The sequence below is a fragment of the Luteimonas soli genome (assembly GCF_042648865.1).
In the GTDB taxonomy this organism is placed as follows: domain Bacteria; phylum Pseudomonadota; class Gammaproteobacteria; order Xanthomonadales; family Xanthomonadaceae; genus Luteimonas; species Luteimonas soli.
In genome coordinates this window covers 229,294-249,316 of sequence record NZ_JBHRYA010000007.1, presented here as the reverse complement: position 1 = coordinate 249,316, position 20,023 = coordinate 229,294, and the positions used below count along the sequence as shown (strand labels likewise).

Below are 20,023 nucleotides of genomic sequence, written 5' to 3'. Positions count from 1 at the left end.
GAAACCGCGCCATGAAAAAGCTCCTGCTTGGCCTCGTCGTCGCGGCCGCCGCCGCCGGCTGCGCGACCACCACCTCGCCGACTGGCCGGACCCAGTACGTGGGCGCGGTTTCCCAGGCGCAGCTCAACCAGATGGGCGCGCAGGCCTTCGTCGAGACCAAGGCCAAGACCCCGCAGACCAAGGACACCAGGCAGCTGGCGTACGTGCGCTGCGTGGTCACCGCGCTGATCCGCGAACTTCCCGCCGACAGCGGGCAGGGCACGTCCTGGGAGACCGCGGTGTTCGTCAACGACGAACCCAATGCCTTCGCGCTGCCCGGCGGCAAGGTCGGTGTGTACACCGGCATCTTCAAGGTGGCGAAGAACCAGGACCAGCTGGCCGCGGTGATCGGCCACGAGATCGGCCACGTCGTCGCCCACCACCACGACGAACGCATCACCCGGCAGCTGATGGCCCAGGGCGCGCTGGGCGTGGCCGGCGAGCTGGTCGGCTCGCGCTACGGCCAAGGCGCCGCGAACACCACCACCCAACTCGGCGGCATGGCGGCGCAGGGCTTCTTCCTGCTGCCGAATTCGCGCGACCAGGAAAGCGAAGCAGACGTGGTCGGCCAGCGGCTCATGGCCAAGGCCGGCTTCGATCCGCGCGCGGCGGTGAACCTGTGGCAGAACATGATCGCCGCCGGCGGCAGCCGTCCGCCGCAGTGGCTGTCGACCCACCCCGACCCGCAGGCCCGCATCGGTGAACTGCAATCGCGCGCCAGCGGCCTGCTTCCCACCTACGAACAGGCCCGCGCGAGCGGTCGCAAGCCACGCTGCGGCTGAAGCTTTTGTTAAGCCGGGATAGCGCGCGTGAAAGATGTTTCTGCTAGTTTTCCCAACCCGGCCGCGCTGCGCGCCGCCATCCCAGCAACGACCGCAAGGTGACCCCATGTCGAAGTCCTTTCCCGTTCGTCACGCCCTGAGCGCTGCCGTGCTTGCGCTGTTCCTCACCGGCGCCGCGACGGAGACCTTCGCCCAGTCCGCGTCCGAAGCGTTCAACCGCAAGGGCCCCAGGGCTGAAAGGAAGGCCAAGGAAGAAAAGGCGCAGGCCAAGGCCGAGGCCAAGTATCCCGACGCCACCCGCGAGGAACCCGAAGCCAAGGCCTCGGCCAAGCTGAGCAAGGACCTCAAGAAGATCTTCGATGCGTACGAAGAGGGCGATTCGGCCAAGGTCGTGCCGCTGGCCGACGAGATGATCGCCAACGAAAAGGCCAACGCCTACGAGCGCTCGATCTCCGCGCGCCTGGCCGCCGCCAGCCTGATCGGCGAGGACGACGCCAAGGCCATGGCCTACCTGGGCAAGGCGCTCGAGTTCAACGGCCTGAACAACAACGAGCACTACGACTCGATGCTGATGCTCGGCCAGCTGCAGATGCAGTCCGACGACGATGCCGCGGGCCTGGCGACCCTCGACAAGCTGGTCGCCGAGACCAAGACCACCAACCCGGACGTGCAGGCGATCAGGGGCAATGCGCTGTACCGGCTCGAACGCTACCCGGAGGCGATCACGGCGCTCAAACAGGCCATCGACACCGCTGGCGCCGACGCCAAGCCCGAATGGCAGCAGCTGCTGATGGCCTCGTATTTCGACAGCGGCAAGGCCGGTGAAGCGGCCAGCATTGCCGAAGCCGCGCTGGCCAAGAACCCGGACGACAAGAAGCTGCAGATGAACCTGGCCTCGATCTACATGCAGGCCGACCAGAACGACAAGGCGATCGCGCTGCTGGAAAAGATGCGCGCCAGCGGCCAGCTCACCGAGGATCGCGACTACCGCAACCTCTTTGCCCTCTACCTCAACTCCGAGGGCCGCGAGAAGGAAGGCATCGCGGTGATCAAGGAAGGCATGGAAAAGGGCGTGCTCAAGCCGGACTACCAGACCTACCTGGCGCTGGGGCAGGCCTACTATTTCACCGACCAGCCGGGCCCGGCGATCGAGAACTACCGCAAGGCCGCCGAGATGGCGCCGGATGGCGAGGCCTACCTCAACTTGGCACGTATCCTGTGGGGCGAGGGCCAGCTGGGCGAAGCCAAGCAGGCGGCGCAGAAGGCCTTGGACAAGGGCGTGAAAAAGCCCGAGGAAGCCAGGAAGATTCTTGCCCAGAAGGGTTGACGACACAGCCGATTGCTGCGGAAGTTGTTGGTATCGACCGCATCGATTGGTATAAGCTTGGAAGTTCCCGCGGCCGAAACGGCCGCGGACCAATGACATCCGGGGCGCCGCGGCGTCCGGCCCTATTTCGAGCCCGCTACGCATGACGGAACAGCAGCCGATCCACCACAAGCACAACGACCGCGAAGGTGACGATGGCCTCAATTGGCCGCGCATCACCGGCATCACCCTGGCGATCGCGGTTCACGTCGCGGCGTTGCTGCTGTTGCTGGCGCCGGTGGCCCCCCCGGGCGGGGCCGACGACGACGAAGACGTGACCCGCGTGGTCATCATCGAGCCGCCGCCACCGCCGCCGCCGCCGCCGCCGCCGCCGCCGGAGCCGCCCAAGCCCAAGGAAATCAAGGAGCTGGTGCCGCCGCAGCCCACGCCGCTGCCGCCGCCGCCGGAGGAGCCGCCGGTGGTGTTCGACGAGCCCTCGCCGATGGACACCCCGGCCCCGCCGCCGGCCCCGCCTGCGCCGCCCGCGCCGCAGCCGAACATCGGCGCCAGCGTCGACGTTTCGTCGAAGAACATGAACCCGCCCAGGTATCCGCCGGCGGCCGTCCGCGCCGGCATCGAGGGCACGGTGATCTTGATCATCGACGTCGACGCCAACGGCAACGTGGTCGATGTGTCGGTTGAAAAATCCAGCCGCAACCGCGACCTGGACCGCGCCGCGATCGCGGCGGCCAAGAAGTGGCGCTTCAACCCGTCGATCGTGAACGGGCAGAAGGCCGCAGGCCGGGTTCGCGTCCCCGTGGACTTCACGCTCGGCGGCTGACCACCCGGTCCGCATTCCGACAACCGGTTCCATCTGCTATACCCGTCACACCGATCCAAAAACTCCAAACCACCACATCCAAAGGTAAGCGTCATGCTGCAGGAAACCACCACCGCGCCCGCCCCCGGAGGCGACGCCGCCGCTGCACTCTCCCAGATGGGTGTCGACCATCTGATCAACGAAATGGTCACCAACCCGGGACAGCACATCGTCCAGTGGGTGGTGGCGCTCACCCTGATCCTGATGTCGGTGATGTCGATCTACTGGATCGTCGTCAACCTGCTCAAGAACATGAACCTGCGTCGCCGCGGTGACTCGGTCGTCTCCACCTTCTGGGAAACGACCAACGCCCAGGACGCGATCCGTTACATGGAAGAACAGCCGCGCAGCGAGCCGTTCTCCAAGATCGCGCTCGACGCAGCCCAGGCCGCGGCGCACCACCAGCAGAGCGAAGGCTCGCGCCTGGTCGAGTCGCTCAACCGCTCCGAGTTCGTCGACCGTGCGCTGCGCCAGGGCGTGACCCGCGAGTCGATGAAGCTCGAAAGCGGCCTGACCGTGCTGGCATCGATCGGCGCCACCGCGCCCTTCGTCGGCCTGCTCGGTACCGTCTGGGGCATCTACGGTGCGCTGATCCGGCTCGGCGCCGGCGGCCAGGCATCGATCGACGCCGTGGCAGGTCCCGTCGGCGAGGCGCTGATCATGACGGCGTTCGGCCTGTTCGTCGCCATCCCGGCGGTGCTCGGCTACAACTTCTTCGTGCGCCTGAACCGGATCACGAACAACAAGTTCGACACCTTCGCGCACGACCTGCACGACTTCTTCGCGACCGGTTCCCGCGTCGGCGAAGCTTCGGTCAAGCGCTAACCCGCAATCGCCTGACGGAGTCCTGACATGGCTTTCAGCACCAACGATGGCGGCAGCGGCGCGCCGAAGGCTGACATCAACGTCGTTCCGCTTGTCGACGTGCTGCTGGTGCTGCTGATCATCTTCATGGTCACGGCACCGCTGATGTCGCACAAGATCGAGGTCGAGCTTCCAGAGGCCAACCTCGACCAGACAGACGAGATCAAGAACAAGGTGCAGCCAATTACCCTGGCGGTGACCGAGGAAGGAGACGTCTACTGGAACGACCAGGCGGTCACCCGCGACGTGCTCGAAAGCCAGCTGGCGGTCGAGGCCCAGAAGACCCCGCAGCCGGCGATCAACATCCGCGGCGACAAGACCACCCGTTACCGCACGATCAACGAGGTGGTCAATCTCGCCCAGGCCAAGGGAATGCGCCAGGTCGGCTTCGTCGCCACCAAAGAAACGAACCGCTGAGGACACTGCGCCATGGCCTTTTCTTCAAATTCCGACGGCGGTGCGATGTCCGACATGAACATCATTCCGCTCGCGGACGTGATGCTCGTGCTGCTGGTCATTTTCATGATGACGGCACCGATCCCGTCGTACCCGATCAACATCGACCTGCCGCAGCGGTCGCTCAACCCGCCGGTCAATCCGCTGGAACCACCCGAGCCGATCCGCCTGCGTATCGACCAGTCGGGCACGATCTTCTGGAACGACAGCCCGACGCCGCTGTCGGCGCTGCGCGCCATGATGGAGACCGAGGTCCAGCGTGACGTCAACAACCAGCCGACACTGGAGATCGACGTCAACGAGCAGGCCGAGTACGGCATCCTCGCCAAGGTGCTGGCCGAGGCCAAGAACGCGCAGATGCAGAAGATCGGTTTCGTCAAGAAGTAACCGTTCCACCGGGGCAGCGCACCTGCAGCGCGCCGCCCGGGCTTACCTTTGAACGCCGCCCTCCGGGGCGGCGTTTTTTTTGTGGATTCCGCCTTCACGCGACCGGGAGCAACGTGATGTCCACCGTAGCCGGAAGGGGAGGTGCGACATGGCGTTCGCGGACCAGTCGATTCGGCAGGAACAGGCGCAGATCAACATCACGCCGCTCGTGGACGTGCTGCTGGTGCTGCTGGTGATCTTCATGATGACCGCGCCGGTATTGTCGCGGCCGATTCCGCTCACGCTGCCGCAGTCCGCGCCGCCGGACGCGGAGCGCCTGCCGCCGCCCGAGCCGATCGTGCTGCGCATCGATGCGGCCGGCGGACTGAGCTGGAACGGAAGCGCGACTTCCCTTTCAGCACTGGGGCCGCTGCTGGCGGACGTGGCTGGACGCGCGCCCGGCGAGCGTCCGATGCTGCAGATCGACGCCGCCGGCGACAGCGATTACGAAACCCTCGTCAGGGTGCTGGCCGCGGCCGATGGCGCCGGCGTGAAGGACATCGGATTCGTGCGGCAGCCCTGAGCTGCTGCACGGCCGCTCAGGCCAGCAGCGCCAGGTAGCGGCGCACCGTGGCGTCGAGGCCCTCGTACAAGGCTTCGCCGATCAGCGCGTGGCCGATCGAAACTTCCAGCACGTTGGGCACCGCGTCGAGGAAGGCGCCCAGGTTGGCCTGGCTCAGGTCGTGCCCGGCATTGACGCCGAGGCCGGCCGCCGCCGCGGCGCGCGCGGTGTCGGCGTAGGCGGGCAGGGCGGTACCGGCGGTGCCGCCGGCAAAGGCTTCCGCGTACGGCCCGGTGTACAGCTCCACCCGAGCCGCGCCGATCGCCGCGGCCCGTGCCACGTCGGCACCGGTATCGGCGAACAGGCTGACCCGGCAGCCCAGCGCCCGCAGCTGCGCGACCAGCGGCGCCAGTGCATCGGCGTCGCGGGCGAAGTCGAAACCATGGTCGGAGGTCAGCTGCGCATCGCCGTCCGGCACCAGCGTCGCCTGAGCCGGGCGCGCGCGTTCGCACAGGGCGAGGAAGCCGGGATAGCCCGGGCGCGGCGGCGCGAAGGGATTGCCTTCGAGGTTGAACTCCACCCCGTACTCGCGCGTGACTTCCGCCAGCGCGTATACATCGTCCTCGCGGGTGTGCCGCGCGTCCGGGCGCGGATGCACGGTGATACCGTGCGCGCCGGCGTCCAGGCAGGTGCGCGCGGCGCGCAGCAAGTCGGGGTCGCCGCCGCCGCGCGAGTTGCGCAGCACCGCGATCTTGTTGAGGTTGACGCTGAGGACGGTCACGCGCGGGAGCGGATCAGGCGGCGGGCGGTTCGCCGCCGTCGGCCGCGGCAGCCCGCCGGGCCTGGGCCTGTTCGCGCAGGCGGTGCAGCTCGGCCGGATCCAGGATCAGGCTCTCGTCGCGGCTCTGGCTGCCGATGCGGCGCGCCAGCAGCCCCAGCACGCAGGCCACCAGGAAACCCAGCGCCGCCAGCAGGCAGACCACCGCCAGCGCGATCGACGTCGTCTTGAGCGCCACCGCGAACGCGGCCAGCGCCAACAGCAGGTAGAGCCAGACCATGCACCGGATCCTCGGCCGGGGGAGGGCGACAGTCTAACCGCCGCGCCGGCCCCGTCGCCGCGCCGCCGGGCGCCCTGGTGCGCGCATCCGTCGGTTCGTGGCCGGGATCACAGCAGCGGTGCGCATAGCCGCGCCAGCGCCTCGGGCAGCCGTGCCCGCAGCAGCGACCGGTCGCGGTCGTCGCGCACGCGCGGTGCCTGGCCCAGGTCGTGCTCGAACAGCGCCGCCAGCTCGGCCGCGATCGCCGCGTCGTGGAACAGCATCGACAGCTCGAAGTTGAGGCGGAAGCTGCGGTTGTCGAAGTTGGCCGAGCCGATCAGGGCGAAGTCGTCGTCGACCAGCAGCGCCTTGGTATGCAGCAGGCGCGGCCCGTATTCGTAGACCTTCACCCCCGCGGCGAGCAGGTCGTCGAAGTACGAGCGCGCGGCCAGCGTCACCAGCAGGCTGTCGCTGCGCGCCGGCACCATCACGCGCACGTCGAGCCCGCCGAGCGCGGCCGAGGTCAGCGACATCAGGGCGGCTTCGGTGGGCACGAAGTAGGGCGTCATCAGCCACACGCGCTCGCGCGCGACGTGGATCGCGGACACGTGCAGGCGGTGGATCGACTCCCAGGACGAGTCCGGCCCCGACGGCAGCGCCTGCGCGAGTACCGGCCCGGGTCGGCGTTCGGGCAGGTCGCGCGACAGCTCGCCCAGCAGCGCGCGGCTCCGGGTGGCGTACATCCAGTCCTCGACGAACACCACCTGCAACAGCCGCACCGCGTCGCCCTCGATGCGCAGGTGCAGGTCGCGGTAGGCATCGTCGCGCAGCCGGTCGTTCTCGTCGTCGGTGATGTTGATGCCGCCGGTGAAGCCGATGCGGCCGTCGATCACCACGATCTTGCGGTGGGTGCGCATGTTGATCCAGGTCCGGGTCCAGATCCGGCCGAAGCGCGCCGGATGGAACCAGGCGAACTCGCCGCCGGCCGCCAGCAGCGGCGCGAAGAAGCGCTTGGTCGCCTTCGCCGAGCCCACCGCGTCGAGCAGCAGCCGCACCTTGACCCCGGCCCGCGCGCGTTCGACCAGTGCCTCGAGCAGCGCGTTGCCGGTGCTGTCGGGCTGGCAGATGTAGTACTCGACGTGGATGTGCTCGCGCGCGCTGGCGATCGCCTCGAGCAGCGATGCGTATTTGGCCGCGCCGTCGACCAGCAGCTGCACCGACTGCGCCGTCGACGGCGGCAGTCCGGTCGACGCGGCGCCCAGCCGGGCCAGCTCGGCCGCCTCGTCGTGGTCGCCGGGCAGGCCGGCGGCTTCGCGCGGCATCCGGCTGCGGCTGCGGCGCAGGCGATGGCGCTTGATCTTCTGCGGCCCGAACACCTGGTAGACCAGCAGGCCCACGACCGGCAGCGCCGCCAGCCCCAGCAGCCAGCTCAGCGTGGCCACCGGCTCGCGCTTCTGCAGCACGATCCAGCCACCGAGCCCGATCATGTAGGCGATCCAGACCGCGGAGACGTACAGGTGGATGTAGGGGATGCCCGTGAACGCGCGCCAGGCGTCTTGCAGCGTGTCGAACATGAATGCCGGTTCCTCGTCGTGCCGGGGATGGACCGATGTCGCGGCCGCTGCGATCCACTCACGTTAGCCTAAGTCGATGCGTGACGATGGCAAAGCGGCGCTGGCGATGCACGGCGCGCCCAAGGGGCGCGGCGCGGCCTCGTACGTGGGCGGCCGCTTCGAAAAGCGGGTCGCGCGCAGCGAGGACGACGGCTGGGGCTCGGCCTGGGACCCGACCGATGCCGCCGGCGAACAGGCCCCGCCGCCGCGCCCGGACACCCGCGTGACCGAGGAGCGCGCGCGCAGCATCGTCAGCCGCAACCAGTCGCCGGACGTCGGCTTCAGCCAGTCGGTCAATCCCTATCGCGGCTGCGAGCACGGCTGCGTGTACTGCTTCGCGCGCCCCTCGCACGCCTATCTCGACCTGTCGCCGGGGCTGGACTTCGAGACCCGGCTGTACGCCAAGACCAACGCCGCCGAACAGCTGCGGATCGAGCTGGCGAAACCCGGCTACCGCTGCAGCGCGATCGCGCTGGGCATCAACACCGACGCCTACCAGCCCATCGAGCGCCGCCATCGCATCACGCGCGAGCTGCTGGAGGTGCTGGCCGAATGCCACCACCCGGTCAGCATCGTCACCAAGGGCGCGCTGGTGCTGCGCGACCTGGACCTGCTCGCGCCGATGGCAGAACGCGGCCTGGCCAGCGTGTACCTGTCGGTCACCACGCTCGACAACCGGCTGTCGGCGAAGATGGAACCGCGCGCGGCGGCACCGCACACGCGGATCAAGACCATCCGCGCGCTGGCCGAAGCGGGCGTGCCGGTCGGCGTGCTGGTCGCCCCGGTGATCCCGATGATCACCGACCGCGACCTGGAAGCCATCCTCGAAGCCGCGCGCGAAGCCGGCGCGCAGTCGGCCGGCCACGTGCTGCTGCGCCTGCCGTATGAACTCAAGGACATCTGGCGCGAATGGCTGCAGCTGCACTATCCCGAGCGCGCCGCGCACGTGATGAGCCTGATCCGGCAGATGCGCGGCGGCAAGGACTACGACGCACGGTTCGGCAAGCGCATGCGCGGCGAAGGGCCGTTCGCCGACCTGATTGCTGCCCGCTTTGCCAAAGCGCACAGGCGCCTGGGTTTCGGCCGCATGCCGGCGCTGGACACCACGCAGTTCACCGCGCCGCGCAAGCCGTCGCCGCAGGGCGAGTTGTTCTGATCGGCGTCAGCCGCTGTTGTTGTTGCCCTTTGCTGCTAAAGATTTCACCGCCCTGCCGAATGGCAGAAGACCCGTAGAAAAATCCCTGCATCAATGAATAGCCCGGTCAGCTCTGGGCGCAAAGCGTTTTTCTTTGCTTCTGTTTCTTTTACTCGCGCCATCCATGGCGCTCGCCCCTTCGGGGCCAGCTTCGCTGTTCGCGCGCGCTCCTGCGCGCGCAGTGACGCTCATCAAAAGAAATGAAGTCGCCGAAGGCGAAAGCCTTTGATCTTGTTTTCAAGATCTTTCAGGCATGGGGAAGCGCAACAGCAAGTTCAACAGCAACAGCGTGTTGCGTCAGCCCCCGAACGGCAGCAGCGGCCCCCCCAGCCACAACCACCGCGTCATCCACGCGCACACGAACGCCAGCAGGATCGTCAGTGGCGCGCCGATGCGCAGGAAGTCGGCGAAGCGGTATTGCCCCGGCCCCAGGATCAGCAGGTTGCCGTGATGGCCGATCGGGGTCAGGAAGGCCACCACCGCGCCCAGCGCGGTGCAGACCACGAACGGGACGGCCGGCATGCCCAGCGAGTCGGCCAGCGCCACCGCGATCGGGCCGAGCAGCACCGTGGTCGCCGAGTCCGAGAGGATCTGGGTCAGCAGCGCGGCGGCGGTGAACATCACCAGCAGGATCGGCAGCGCCGGCCAGTCGTGCACCAGCGGCAGCAGGCCGTCGGCCAGCAGCTTGGCCGTGCCGCTCTGCTCCATCGCGATGCCCAGCGGGATGACGCCGGCGATCATCACGTACACGCGCACGTCGATGCTGCGGTAGGCCTGGCCGATCTCCACGCAGCGCAGCGCCACCATCGCCACCGCGCCGGCCAGGAACGCCATCGGCGCCGACAGCCAGCCGGTGACCACCGCGGCGATGGTCGCGCCCAGGATCGCCAGCGCCAGCGGCGCGCGCACCCGGCGCTTGGCCTCGCCGGCGAACGGCACCAGCATCAGGAAGCCGTGGTGCGCGGCCAGGTCGGCGAAGTCGCCCGGCTTGCCCCACAGCACCAGCAGGTCGCCTTCGCGCAGGCGCGCATCCGACAGGCGCGGGGCGATCTCGCCGTCGCGGCGCCACAGTCCGGCGATCACCGCATCCACTTGGCGCGAGTACTCGAGTTCGCGGATGCTGCGGCCGATGAACTCCGAGCCGGGGCCGATCACCGCCTGCACCAGCTGCGATTCCTTGTCGTCGCCCCTGCCGCCGAAGCGCGCCACCGGCGCGAGCACGATGCCCGGGTCGTCGTGGAACGACGCCAGTGCTTCGGCCGAGGCTTCCACCACCAGCACGTCGCCGCTGAGCAGGGGATTGTCCTTGCCCAGGTCGCTGCGCCGCTTGTCGTCGCGCAGCCAGGCGACCAGGCGGAACCTGTCGCCCAGCGCCTTCTGCAGGTCACCGAGCGGGCGGGTGTTCCAGCGCGAATCCTTCACCACCAGCAGCTCGGTGCGGTAGCGATCCAGGCGCAGGTACTCGTCGCCGCCGTCCTTGCCGCTGCGCTTGGGCAGCATCCAGCGCGCGAGCAGCATGTAGGCCAGTCCGAACACCACCAGCGCGATGCCGATCGGGGTGATCGAGAAGATGTCCAGGCCGCCGCTTCCCGAGCGCTCGAGCAGGTTGTCGGCGAGCAGGAAGGCCGGCGCGCTGACCAGGGTCAGGGTGGTGCCCAGCGAGGCGGCGAAGGACATCGGCATCAGCAGCCGCGAGGCCGACAGCCCGTTCGCCTTGGCGAAGCGGGTCAGGATCGGCAGCATCATCGCGGTGACCATGACGTGGTGGGTGAACGATGCCATCGCCGCCACCGCCGGCATCGTCACCGCGATCGCGCGCGCCTCGCTCTTGCCCGCGGCGCGGCCGATCCACTGGCCGATGTGCTCGGTGATTCCGGTCGCGGCCAGGCCGCCGGAGATCACGAACACGGCGGCGACGATGATGGCCGGCTCGCTGGCGAAGCCCGACAGCGCCTGGTCGCTGTCGAGCACGCCGGTCACCACCAGCGCGAGCAGGATCAGCATCGCGCTGACGTCGATGCGCACGCGCTCGCTGACGAACAGGTACAGTCCGCCGGCGAGGATCAACAGGAAGAGGATCTGGTCCAGGGCCATCGGCGCATTCTGCCTGCGAAAGCGTTCACATTGTCTACACCCCGCCGTGACGCGGCCTTGATACCTTCCTCACAGCACGCAGGGCCGGGTCATGTCGAGCGCAGGAACTTCCAGCCAATCCACGGGCGACGAGACGGCCGCGGTGGCGCAGCAGCTGGCCGAGGCCCGCGCAGAACTGGCCGCCATGCAAGGCCTGCAGGCCTCGTTCGCGCACGGCGTCTCGCACGACCTGCGCGCGCCGCTGCGCGCGATCGACAGCTTCTCCGCGCTGCTCGCCGCGCACCTGGACGGCGGCCTCGACGAGACCTCGCGCGACTACATCGCGCGCATCCGCAGCGCCAGCGCGCGCATGGCCGAGCTGATCGACGCACTGCTCGAACTCTCGCGCGCGATGCGCGCCGAGCTCCAGCAAGCGCCCGTCGACATCGGCCTCCTGGTCGACTGGGCCCACGCCGAGCTTGCCGATGCCGACGCCGGCCGCGAAGCGCGGATCGAAGTCCAGCCCGGGTTGCAGGCCTGGGGCGACGAGCGCCAGCTGCGGCTGCTGGTCACCCGGTTGCTGCACAACGCATGGAAGTTCTCGCGCGGCCGCGAGCGCGTGCAGGTGGAAATCGGAGGCGAGCGCCGCGACGACCGCATCGTGATGCACGTGCGCGACCACGGCAGCGGATTCGACATGCGCTATGCCGACAAACTGTTCGAACCGTTCCAGCGCCTGCACGGGCCGGAGCAGGGCGGCGGCAACGGCCTGGGCCTTGCCATCGTGCGCTGCGTCACCGAGCGACACGGCGGCCGCGTCTGGGCGCAGTCCGAGCCCGGCGCCGGCAGCACATTCTTCGTCGAACTGCCGGCCGTGCCGGATCCCGGGAACCAGGCATGAGCCAGAAAGACATCCTGCTGGTCGAGGACAATCCGGACGATGTCGAACTGACGCGCATCGCCTTCGCCGAGGCCAACGTGGCCAACCGCCTGGAGGTGGTCGGCGACGGCGCCGAGGCGCTCGACTACCTGTTCGCGCGCGGCCAGTACGCGCATCGCGACCCCGACGACCTGCCCTCGATCGTGCTGCTCGACCTCAACCTGCCCAAGGTCGACGGGCGCGAGGTGCTGCAGGCGATCCGCGCCAACGAAAAGACCCGCGGCCTGCCAGTGGTGGTGCTGACCACAAGCACCGAACCGTTCGACGTCGAGGCCAGCTACGCGCTGGGCGTGAACAGCTACATCCGCAAGCCGGTGGATTTCGAACAGTTCGTGTGGGCGGTCAAGCAGGTCGGCATGTACTGGCTGGTGCTCAACCACCCGCGCGAGGGGGGCTAGTCTGGGCTGGGAGCTGGGAGCTGGGAGCTGGGGACTGGGGACTGGGGACTGGGGGCTAGGGAGAAGCGGTTGCTTTTGCCCCCTTTGAAAAAGCGGGTATGGGGGATTTGCCCTTGACCTTGGCTTGCACGAGATCGCGGCTCCCGCCGTTCCTACGGCATGGAAGCACCCGGAGCCGCAGAACCCCCGCAACATTTCTTGTACTTCCGCCCGCTGCCGCACGAACACGGTTCGTTGCGCCCCGGCGTGTCCGCGCGCTGCAGCGGCACGCGCGAGGTAAGCATGGCGATGCGATGGTGCTGCAAGTCAGCCAGCATGCCCGGCAGCGCGGCGATGATGTCCACGCGCTGGCGCCAGGTCAGCGGCGCGGCCGGGTCGGCGGGGTTCTCGCCGAGCACCTCGCCGCTGGCGAGCTGGTCGAGCAGGCCCAGGATCGCGGCGATCCATTCGTCCTCGTCCAGCCACGCGTCCCACGCACCCTCGCGCAGTTCGACCGCGCGCAGGAAGCCCTCGGCCCAGTCGCGGCCGGCGTCGAGCGTGTCCGGATGCGGCGCATCGGGATCCTCGGGCAGCCACAGCAGCGGCATCAGCCGGTCCGGCAAGGCCTCGTCTTCGTGGCAGGCGCGGCGCAGCGCCAGTTCGCGCGCGCCAGCCAGCAGTTCCGCGACCTCGCGCGCCTCGTCGTCATCGTTCCAGCGCGGCGCCGGCCCGCCCCAGACCACCGCCTGCCACTGCACCTCGTCGATGCCGTCCGGCCCGACCGCCAGCGCCGAGAAGAAGCCGTCCAATGCCTCCAGCCCGAGCCCACCGAACGGCACGGCGCGTTGCTCGAGCAGGTCGGCGAGCTGCTCGACCTGGTCGTCCTGCAGGATCGGATGCGTGGCCATGGACGCATCGTAATCGCGCGGCGTTCGTTCGTGCAGCCCCCGTGGGCCGGAGGACCCAGTGGCCGGACGATGCAGCCGGGGATGCATGGCGCCGCGCCGCCGCCGACAATGCACGCCATGACTTCCATGCCCTGTCCCTGCGGCTCCGGCCGCGCTGGCGACGCCTGCTGCGGTCCGCTGCTCGCGGGCACCGCCACGGCGACGACGGCCGAAGCCCTGATGCGTTCGCGCTACAGCGCCTACGTGCGCGGCGCGCGCGACTACCTGCTCGCCAGCTGGCATCCGTCCACCCGCCCGCCCACGCTCGAGCTCGACGAAAACGTGCGCTGGCTCGGGTTGTCGGTGAAGCGACACGAGGAGGGCGCACCGGACGCGGCGGTGGTCGAATTCGTCGCCCGCTACCGCATCGGTGGCGGCTCGGCGGTGCGTCTGCACGAGGCCAGCCGCTTCGTGCGCGAAGGCGGCCGCTGGTACTACCTGGACGGCACCTTCCCGTAGGCCGGGGGTTGCGCCCCCGACGCCCTTGCCGTTCGTTGCCCGCCCTCTCCGCGGGTGACGTGACCCGCCAAAATCCCTCGGGGAAGTAGCCCCGGCCTACGCGTCGTGATCGACGTGGTAGCGGGTGGCTTCCTCCACCTCGCGCTTCGATCCCAGGAACACCGGCACCCGCTGGTGCAGCTGCGTTGGCGGCACGTCGAGGATCCGCGTGCGGCCGTTGGTGGCCGCGCCGCCGGCCTGTTCGACCAGCATCGCCATCGGGTTGGCCTCGTACATCAGCCGTAGCTTGCCGGCCTTGGACGGATCCTTGCGGTCCCACGGGTAGATGAAGATGCCGCCGCGGGTGAGCAGGCGATGCACGTCGGCCACCATCGACGCGATCCAGCGCATGTTGAAATCCTTGCCGCGCGGGCCTTCCTTGCCCGCCAGCAGGTCGCGCACGTAGGCCTGCATCGGCGCTTCCCAGTGGCGCTGGTTGGACATGTTGATCGCGAACTCCTTCGTTTCCTCGGGAATGCGCATGTCGCGCTTGGTCAGCACGAACGAGCCCTGCTCGCGGTCGAGCGTGAACGCGTGCGTGCCGTGGCCAAGCGTGAGGATGAGCATCGTGCTCGGCCCGTAGATGCAGTAGCCGGCGGCGACCTGCTCGCGGCCGGCCTGCAGGAAGTGTTCGTCGCCGACCTCGGCCACGCCCTCCGGGCTGCGCAGCACCGAGAAGATCGTGCCGACGCTGACGTTGACGTCGATGTTGCTGCTTCCGTCGAGCGGGTCGAACAGCAGCAGGTAGTTGCCGCGCGGATAGGCGTCGGGGATCGGCTGGCTGTGGTCCATTTCCTCGGAAGCGAGGCCTGCAAGGTGCCCGCCCCAGGCGTTGGCTTCGAGCAGGATGTCGTTGCTGAGCACGTCCAGCTTCTTCTGCGCCTCGCCCTGGACGTTGATGCTGGCGCCGCCGTCGCCGCCGGCCGCCACCGCATCGCCGAGCACGCCGCCCAGCGCGCCCTTGCCGACCGCGACGGAAATCCGCTTGCAGGCGCGCGCCACCACCTCGATGAGCAGGCGCAGTTCGGCATTGATCTGGCCCTCGCGCTGGGCCTCGATCAGGAAGCGCGTAAGGGAACGCTGCTGGGACGAAAGCGCGGGCAAGGCATCGTGCGACACGGCATGCAATCCTCTGGGTCGGGGCCGCGATTGTCGCATGCGCCGTGCTGACGCCACGCTGGCAGCAGGCCCGGCGCAGGCTGTGCCGGTGCAATGCCGCACGACGACGGAGTCCCCGATGCTCAACCCCAACATCCCCGCCTGGTTCGAGATCCCCGTGGCCGACCTCGACCGCGCCCAAGCCTTCTACGAAGGTCTCCTCGGCACGTCGCTCACCCGCGAGCGCTTCGCCGACGACGAAATGGCCGTGTTCCCCTACGCCGGCAAGCCCAATTCGTCGGGTGCGCTGGTGGCGCACCCGAAGATGGCGCCGTCGATGACCGGCACCACGGTCTACCTTTCGGTCGAATCGGTGTCCGCGGTGCTGGACCGCATGCCGGGGCAGGGCGGCGAAGTGCTGGTGCCGCGCACCGAGCTGCACGACGGCCTCGGCGTTTTCGCGCAGTTCCGCGACTGCGAGGGCAACCGGGTCGGGCTGTGGTCGCAGCAGTGACGCTGCCGCGCGGGCGCGGAATGGGGGATCATGCGCCCGCATGCGCCGCGCCGACCGACTGTTCCTGATCATCCATGCCCTGCGCGGCCGCCGCTCCGCGCTGCCCGCGCGCAGCCTCGCCGAGACCCTCGGCGTGTCGCTGCGCACGATCTACCGCGACGTCGCCGACCTGCAGGTCTCCGGCGTGCCGATCGAGGGCGAGGCGGGCGTGGGCTACATGCTGCGCAAGGGCGCGGACATCCCGCCGCTGATGTTCAACGCCGCCGAACTCGAGGCCCTGGTGGTCGGCACGCGCTTCGTGCGTGCCTTCGGCGGCGAGCGCCTGGGCGTGGCTGCGCGCGCGGCGCTGCTGAAGATCGAGGCGGTGCTGCCGCCGGACCTGCGCGAACGCAGCCGCCGCACCCGCATCTTCGCGCCGGTGATCCCGGGCCGGCACGAAACGCGCGGCCCGGTCGACCGCCTGCACGCCGCGATCGAGGCGCGCGAGCTGCTGCTGCTCGACTACCGCGACGGCGACGACCGCGTCACCGCGCGCGAGGTCGAGCCGCTGTGCCTGGCTTTCTGGGGCGGCGTCTGGACGCTGGGCGCCTGGTGCCGGCTGCGCGGCGACTTCCGCAACTTCCGCCCCGACCGCATCGCGCAGATCCGGGAAACCGGACGCAGCTTCGACGACGACCCGGCGCGCGGGCTTGATGCGTACCTGCGCCAGGTCGATACCTGCTGAGCTGCCCGCCCCTCAAATCACCCGCAGCGTGATCGCCTTCAGCACCGCCCGGGTCCGGTCCCGCGTCCCCAGCTTGTCCAGGATCACCGACACGTAGTTCTTCACCGTGCCCTCGGCCAGGAACAGCGAGCGCGCGATCTCGCGGTTCGAATAGCCGCCGGCGAGCAACCGCAGGATCGCGACCTCGCGCTCATTGAAGGTGTCGATCGGCGCGCTGTCGTCGCGGAAGCGGAAGCGCGCGCGCACCGGGTCGGTGCTCACCGGCTGCAGCAGGGTTTCGCCCGCGACCACGCGCGCGACGGCGTCGTACAGGTCCTCGGGCGAGGCGTCCTTGAGCAGGAAGCCCTGCGCGCCGGCCTCGGCGGCGCGCAGCGGCAGCGCCGCGTCGTCGAACGTGGTCAGCAGTACCACCGGCGTGGCGTCGCCGCGTTCGCGCAGCGCGCGCACCAGGGCGAAGCCGTCCATGCCGGGCATGCGGATGTCGGACAGCACCACGTCGACGGGCGTGTCGGCCAGCGCCGTCAGCAGCGCTTCGCCGTCCCCGGCTTCCAGCACGACGCAGGTCCGGTCGAAGCCGGCGAGCAACGCCTTCAATCCGCTGCGCACCAGCGCCTGGTCGTCGGCCAGCGCGATGCGGATCGTGGCGTCCGCGCCCGGTGCGTTGCCGCGGGGCGTGCTCATGCCGCGGACGGCAGCCAGGCCTGCAGGTGCACACCGCCGGTATCGGTGCGTCGGACCAGCAGCCCGCCGCCGGCCGCCTCGAGCCGTTCGCGCATGCCGGTCAGGCCGTTGCCGGGCCGCAGCGGCGCGCCGGCGTCGCGGCCGTCGTCGCGGATGTCGAGCTGCAGCATGTCGCGCTCGCGCCGCAGCACCACCCACAGGTTGCGCGCCTGCGAATGCCGCGCGGCGTTGGTCAGGCCTTCCTGCACCGTGCGCAGCACGGCTTCGGCCTGCACCAGCGTGCCCACGCGCACCGCGGGCGCAATCTCGATGTGCGCCCGCGGCCGCGGGAACGGCGTGGCGAGCGCGGCCAGCGCCGCGCCGAGTTCGAGGCCGTCGTCGGTGCGCATCTGTTCGATCACGCCGCGGATCTCGGCCAGCAGTTCGTCGGCCAGCCGCGCGCACAGGCGCACGCGCTCGTCGTCGTCGCGCGCTTCGCGGGCCAGCGCGGCGAGGTTGATCTTCAGCGCGGTGAGCTTGTGCCCGGCGATGTCGTGCAGTTCGCGCGACAGCCGAAGGCGCTCGTTGTCGCGCGCGCTTTCGGCCAGCAGCTCGCGGGTGGCCAGCAGGTCGGCGTTCACCGCGCGCAGTTCCTCGCTCATCGCCTCCGCCTGTGCCGCGTAGCGCATCACCAGCGCGGCGAAGACCTGGAAGCTGAGATAGGCGCACATGACGATCAGGAACTGCTGCGTGCGGCCCTGCCAGGCGGTCCACACCACGACGGCGAGACCCAGGTTGACCAGCGCCAGTGCGAGCAGCAGGTCGCGCCACGCCAGCCGCGAGCCGAGCACCGCCGCCAGCAGCACCAGCAGGACGATCGACAGTCCGTGCGGCGTCATTGCCGTGATCCACAGCGCCAGCGCCGCCATCGCTGCGCAGACGGCGAGGAAGCCACGCATCCCGAGGCGTTCGGACACCAGGTGCTCGAACACGAACAGCAGCAGGAACAGCACCAGGGCTGCCCGCAGCGCCCAGGCCACCGCGGGGTCGCCGGCCATCGCACCGCCCGCGGCCAGCCACACTGCCGCCCACGCCGCGTAGGCCGCCAGCGACAGTGGCGACAGCAGTCCGTCGACCCGTTCGTGCCAGTTGCTCTGCATGGCGCCAGCTTGCGTGCCGGGGTGGCGCCGGGCAAGACGTTGCGCGCAGATAGTGACTTCCGGCACCCGCGATCGATGACCGCCGGCACCTGAGCCCGCGCCGCGCCGGCGACGAGACTGCCCTCCGGGCAATGGGAGGATCTCCATGGACGCATACCGCTGGTTCCTGTTCATCCATGTCGCCGCCGGCACGGTGGCGCTGGCCACGTACTGGACCGCCGCCGCGATGCGCAAGGGCACGCCGCGGCACCGTCTCGCTGGCCGGGCCTTCCTGCTGGCGATGCTGCCGGTGCTGGCCAGCGGCGTGCCGTTGAGCCTGGCGATCGCCGAGCGCGGCCGCCCGCTGACGGCGATCTTCCTCGGCTACATCCTGCTGCTCACCGGCAGTGCCTGCTGGAGCGCGTGGCGCGCGATCCGCGACCGCAACCATCGCGAGCGCTATTTCGGGCCGATGTACTGGATCTTCGCGGCGCTGGTCGGCGTGTCGGGGCTGGGCGTGGCGGTCATGGGCACGATGATCGGGGCGTTGCTGTTCCAGGTCTTCGGCGCGGTCGGCGTGGCGGCCGGCGTCGATTCGGTCGTGCAGTGGCGTCGTGCGCCAGACAATCCGCGCTGGTGGCTCAGGGAGCACTTCAACGCGATGATCGGCAACGGCATCGCCGTGCACATCGCGTTCGTCTCCATCGGCCTGCGCTCGGTCCTCGCGGAGCTGGACCTGGTGGTGGTGCAGTACCTGGCGTGGTTCGGCCCGCTCGTGGTCGCGGTGGTGGCCGCGGTCTGGCTCAACCGCAAGTACGGAGGCGCGCGGGCGCGGGCGTCGCTGCCGCGTGGCGTGCTGGATGACACCGCGCAACCTCCACGGGCGCCGGCCGTGGCCACCGGTTCGCGCCCGTCATCGCTGGCCTGAAGAGGCGCGCCGCCGGCTTGCCGGGCTTGGACGGAAGCTACACGTCACCGTCGCTGGCCCAGCCCTCGCCGCTGCCGCGCTGGTACACCGTGTCGGTGTCGAGCACCGTGCCGGCGGGGATCGACTCCTGCTCCGCCAGCCGCGCATAAATCGGCGTGAAGTCCGGCCGCGTCGCCTCCATCAACTGCTCGAAGCTGTCGATCACGAAGTACGTCTTCTGATACGTGTCGATGCGATAGCGGGTGCGCATGATGCGTTCGAGGTCGAAGCCGATGCGGTTGGGCGCGTCGGACTCCAGCGAGTGCAGCGACTCGCCCTTCGACGACACGATGCCGCTGCCGTAGATGCGCAGCCCATCCTTCTGCCGGATCAGGCCGAACTCCACCGTGTACCAGTACAGCCGGGTCAGGTTCTGCAGCGCGTCGGGACCGATGGCGTGCGCCTTGACGCCGCCGCGGCCGTAGGCCTCCATGTAGTCGCCGAACACCGGGTTCATCAGCAACGGCACGTGGCCGAACAGGTCGTGGAACAGGTCCGGCTCCTCGATGTAGTCGACCTGGTCCGGGCGCCGGATCCACCAGGTCACCGGGAAGCGGCGGTTGGCCAAGTGGTCGAAGAAATCAAGCTCCGGCAGCAGGCCCTCCACGCCCATCAGCGTCCAACCAGTGGCCTCGCGCAGCACCTCGTTGAGCTCGGAGAACTTCGGGATGCGGTCGGGGGTCATGCCCATCGCGTCCTGCGCGGCGATGAACTCGTCGCTGGCGCGGCCGCGCAGCACCTCGCGCTGGCGCGCGTACAGCGTCGCCCAGGTGGCGTGGTCGTCGTCCGAATAGTCGTCCCAGGGTTGCTCGACGATGCCGGTGGCATAGACCGGCACCTTGCCCTTGTCGGTATGCAGGTTTTCGACGCGGCGCGGGGTGGCGGACATGGCGGCTCTCCTTTCGTACGACTCTCCACTCTATCCGCCAGGCCACGCAACAGGATTGCAAAGTTGCGCCAAAGGCGCGTATTGGCGCACGATTATT

Annotated in this window: 23 protein-coding genes; 14 read left to right on the top strand and 9 right to left on the bottom strand. The window is 69.4% G+C overall.

The window, feature by feature from the left end; all coding sequences use genetic code 11:
• Positions 1-11: 11 nt before the first annotated feature.
• The 7 genes from ACFONC_RS08560 to ACFONC_RS08530 all read left to right on the top strand — a co-directional run bounded on the left by ACFONC_RS08560 (position 12) and on the right by ACFONC_RS08530 (position 5,276).
• A complete protein-coding gene (locus tag ACFONC_RS08560) occupies positions 12-821 on the top strand; it encodes a M48 family metallopeptidase (RefSeq protein WP_386743313.1) in 810 nt (269 codons plus the stop codon).
• Between the two features lie 106 nt (positions 822-927).
• Positions 928-2,148: a tetratricopeptide repeat protein gene (locus tag ACFONC_RS08555; RefSeq protein WP_386743312.1), complete on the top strand. Its 1,221-nt coding sequence runs from the start codon at positions 928-930 to the stop codon at positions 2,146-2,148.
• A gap of 142 nt (positions 2,149-2,290) precedes the next feature.
• Complete coding sequence (locus ACFONC_RS08550) at positions 2,291-2,968, top strand: energy transducer TonB (protein WP_386743311.1); 678 nt, start codon at positions 2,291-2,293, stop codon at positions 2,966-2,968.
• Positions 2,969-3,061: 93 nt separating this feature from the next.
• The gene (locus ACFONC_RS08545) at positions 3,062-3,832 is read left to right on the top strand and encodes a MotA/TolQ/ExbB proton channel family protein (protein ID WP_386743310.1); all 771 of its coding nucleotides are present in this window, start codon (positions 3,062-3,064) and stop codon (positions 3,830-3,832) included.
• A gap of 27 nt (positions 3,833-3,859) precedes the next feature.
• On the top strand, positions 3,860-4,288 hold the full coding sequence (locus ACFONC_RS08540) for an ExbD/TolR family protein (protein ID WP_386743309.1): 429 nt from the start codon (positions 3,860-3,862) through the stop codon (positions 4,286-4,288).
• A gap of 12 nt (positions 4,289-4,300) precedes the next feature.
• On the top strand, positions 4,301-4,714 hold the full coding sequence (locus ACFONC_RS08535) for an ExbD/TolR family protein (RefSeq protein ID WP_386743308.1): 414 nt from the start codon (positions 4,301-4,303) through the stop codon (positions 4,712-4,714).
• A 148-nt stretch (positions 4,715-4,862) separates the two neighbouring features.
• The gene (locus ACFONC_RS08530; RefSeq protein ID WP_386743307.1) at positions 4,863-5,276 is read left to right on the top strand and encodes an ExbD/TolR family protein; all 414 of its coding nucleotides are present in this window, start codon (positions 4,863-4,865) and stop codon (positions 5,274-5,276) included.
• A gap of 16 nt (positions 5,277-5,292) precedes the next feature.
• Here ACFONC_RS08530 and ACFONC_RS08525 read toward each other — a convergent pair whose 3' ends face one another.
• From ACFONC_RS08525 to cls, 3 genes are all read right to left on the bottom strand, one after another.
• A complete protein-coding gene (locus ACFONC_RS08525; protein WP_386743306.1) occupies positions 5,293-6,036 on the bottom strand; it encodes a pyridoxine 5'-phosphate synthase in 744 nt (247 codons plus the stop codon).
• A gap of 13 nt (positions 6,037-6,049) precedes the next feature.
• Complete coding sequence (locus tag ACFONC_RS08520) at positions 6,050-6,313, bottom strand: hypothetical protein (RefSeq protein WP_386743305.1); 264 nt, start codon at positions 6,311-6,313, stop codon at positions 6,050-6,052.
• A gap of 107 nt (positions 6,314-6,420) precedes the next feature.
• A complete protein-coding gene (gene cls, locus ACFONC_RS08515) occupies positions 6,421-7,866 on the bottom strand; it encodes a cardiolipin synthase (RefSeq protein ID WP_386743304.1) in 1,446 nt (481 codons plus the stop codon).
• A 76-nt stretch (positions 7,867-7,942) separates the two neighbouring features.
• Between cls and ACFONC_RS08510 the strand changes: the two genes are divergently transcribed.
• The gene (locus ACFONC_RS08510; protein ID WP_386743303.1) at positions 7,943-9,061 is read left to right on the top strand and encodes a PA0069 family radical SAM protein; all 1,119 of its coding nucleotides are present in this window, start codon (positions 7,943-7,945) and stop codon (positions 9,059-9,061) included.
• Between the two features lie 336 nt (positions 9,062-9,397).
• Here ACFONC_RS08510 and ACFONC_RS08505 read toward each other — a convergent pair whose 3' ends face one another.
• Positions 9,398-11,194, bottom strand: a complete 1,797-nt coding sequence (locus tag ACFONC_RS08505) for an SLC13 family permease (RefSeq protein ID WP_386743302.1) — start codon at positions 11,192-11,194, stop codon at positions 9,398-9,400.
• A gap of 91 nt (positions 11,195-11,285) precedes the next feature.
• Between ACFONC_RS08505 and ACFONC_RS08500 the strand changes: the two genes are divergently transcribed.
• Together ACFONC_RS08500 and ACFONC_RS08495 are read left to right on the top strand one after the other, a co-directional pair.
• Positions 11,286-12,074, top strand: coding sequence for a sensor histidine kinase (locus tag ACFONC_RS08500; protein WP_386743301.1), 789 nt, complete (start codon positions 11,286-11,288; stop codon positions 12,072-12,074).
• Positions 12,071-12,511, top strand: a complete 441-nt coding sequence (locus tag ACFONC_RS08495) for a response regulator (RefSeq protein ID WP_386743300.1) — start codon at positions 12,071-12,073, stop codon at positions 12,509-12,511. Before ACFONC_RS08500 ends, ACFONC_RS08495 begins: the two co-directional genes overlap by 4 nt.
• Before the next feature lie 152 nt (positions 12,512-12,663).
• On the opposite strand, the gene ACFONC_RS08490 is transcribed toward ACFONC_RS08495, so the two are convergent.
• Positions 12,664-13,398, bottom strand: a complete 735-nt coding sequence (locus ACFONC_RS08490) for a UPF0149 family protein (protein WP_386743299.1) — start codon at positions 13,396-13,398, stop codon at positions 12,664-12,666.
• A 108-nt stretch (positions 13,399-13,506) separates the two neighbouring features.
• Between ACFONC_RS08490 and ACFONC_RS08485 the strand changes: the two genes are divergently transcribed.
• On the top strand, positions 13,507-13,896 hold the full coding sequence (locus ACFONC_RS08485) for a YchJ family protein (RefSeq protein WP_386743298.1): 390 nt from the start codon (positions 13,507-13,509) through the stop codon (positions 13,894-13,896).
• 96 nt (positions 13,897-13,992) lie between these two features.
• Here the strand turns inward: ACFONC_RS08485 and ACFONC_RS08480 are convergent, their stop codons facing one another.
• Positions 13,993-15,039 carry a class 1 fructose-bisphosphatase gene (locus tag ACFONC_RS08480; RefSeq protein WP_386744614.1) on the bottom strand — a complete coding sequence of 349 codons (1,047 nt, stop codon included), beginning with the start codon at positions 15,037-15,039 and terminating at the stop codon, positions 13,993-13,995.
• Positions 15,040-15,172: 133 nt separating this feature from the next.
• Between ACFONC_RS08480 and ACFONC_RS08475 the strand changes: the two genes are divergently transcribed.
• On the top strand, positions 15,173-15,547 hold the full coding sequence (locus ACFONC_RS08475; RefSeq protein WP_386743297.1) for a VOC family protein: 375 nt from the start codon (positions 15,173-15,175) through the stop codon (positions 15,545-15,547).
• 40 nt (positions 15,548-15,587) lie between these two features.
• Positions 15,588-16,271: a helix-turn-helix transcriptional regulator gene (locus tag ACFONC_RS08470; protein ID WP_386743296.1), complete on the top strand. Its 684-nt coding sequence runs from the start codon at positions 15,588-15,590 to the stop codon at positions 16,269-16,271.
• A 12-nt stretch (positions 16,272-16,283) separates the two neighbouring features.
• Here ACFONC_RS08470 and ACFONC_RS08465 read toward each other — a convergent pair whose 3' ends face one another.
• Together ACFONC_RS08465 and ACFONC_RS08460 are read right to left on the bottom strand one after the other, a co-directional pair.
• Positions 16,284-16,952, bottom strand: a complete 669-nt coding sequence (locus ACFONC_RS08465; RefSeq protein ID WP_386743295.1) for a response regulator — start codon at positions 16,950-16,952, stop codon at positions 16,284-16,286.
• On the bottom strand, positions 16,949-18,091 hold the full coding sequence (locus ACFONC_RS08460) for a sensor histidine kinase (protein ID WP_386743294.1): 1,143 nt from the start codon (positions 18,089-18,091) through the stop codon (positions 16,949-16,951). The genes ACFONC_RS08465 and ACFONC_RS08460 overlap by 4 nt, the downstream gene beginning before the upstream one ends.
• A gap of 145 nt (positions 18,092-18,236) precedes the next feature.
• Between ACFONC_RS08460 and ACFONC_RS08455 the strand changes: the two genes are divergently transcribed.
• Positions 18,237-18,998: a hypothetical protein gene (locus ACFONC_RS08455; protein ID WP_386743293.1), complete on the top strand. Its 762-nt coding sequence runs from the start codon at positions 18,237-18,239 to the stop codon at positions 18,996-18,998.
• Between the two features lie 37 nt (positions 18,999-19,035).
• On the opposite strand, the gene phhA is transcribed toward ACFONC_RS08455, so the two are convergent.
• Entirely contained in the window at positions 19,036-19,926 is an 891-nt protein-coding gene (phhA, locus tag ACFONC_RS08450) for a phenylalanine 4-monooxygenase (protein WP_386743292.1), read from the bottom strand.
• Positions 19,927-20,023 lie beyond the last annotated feature (97 nt).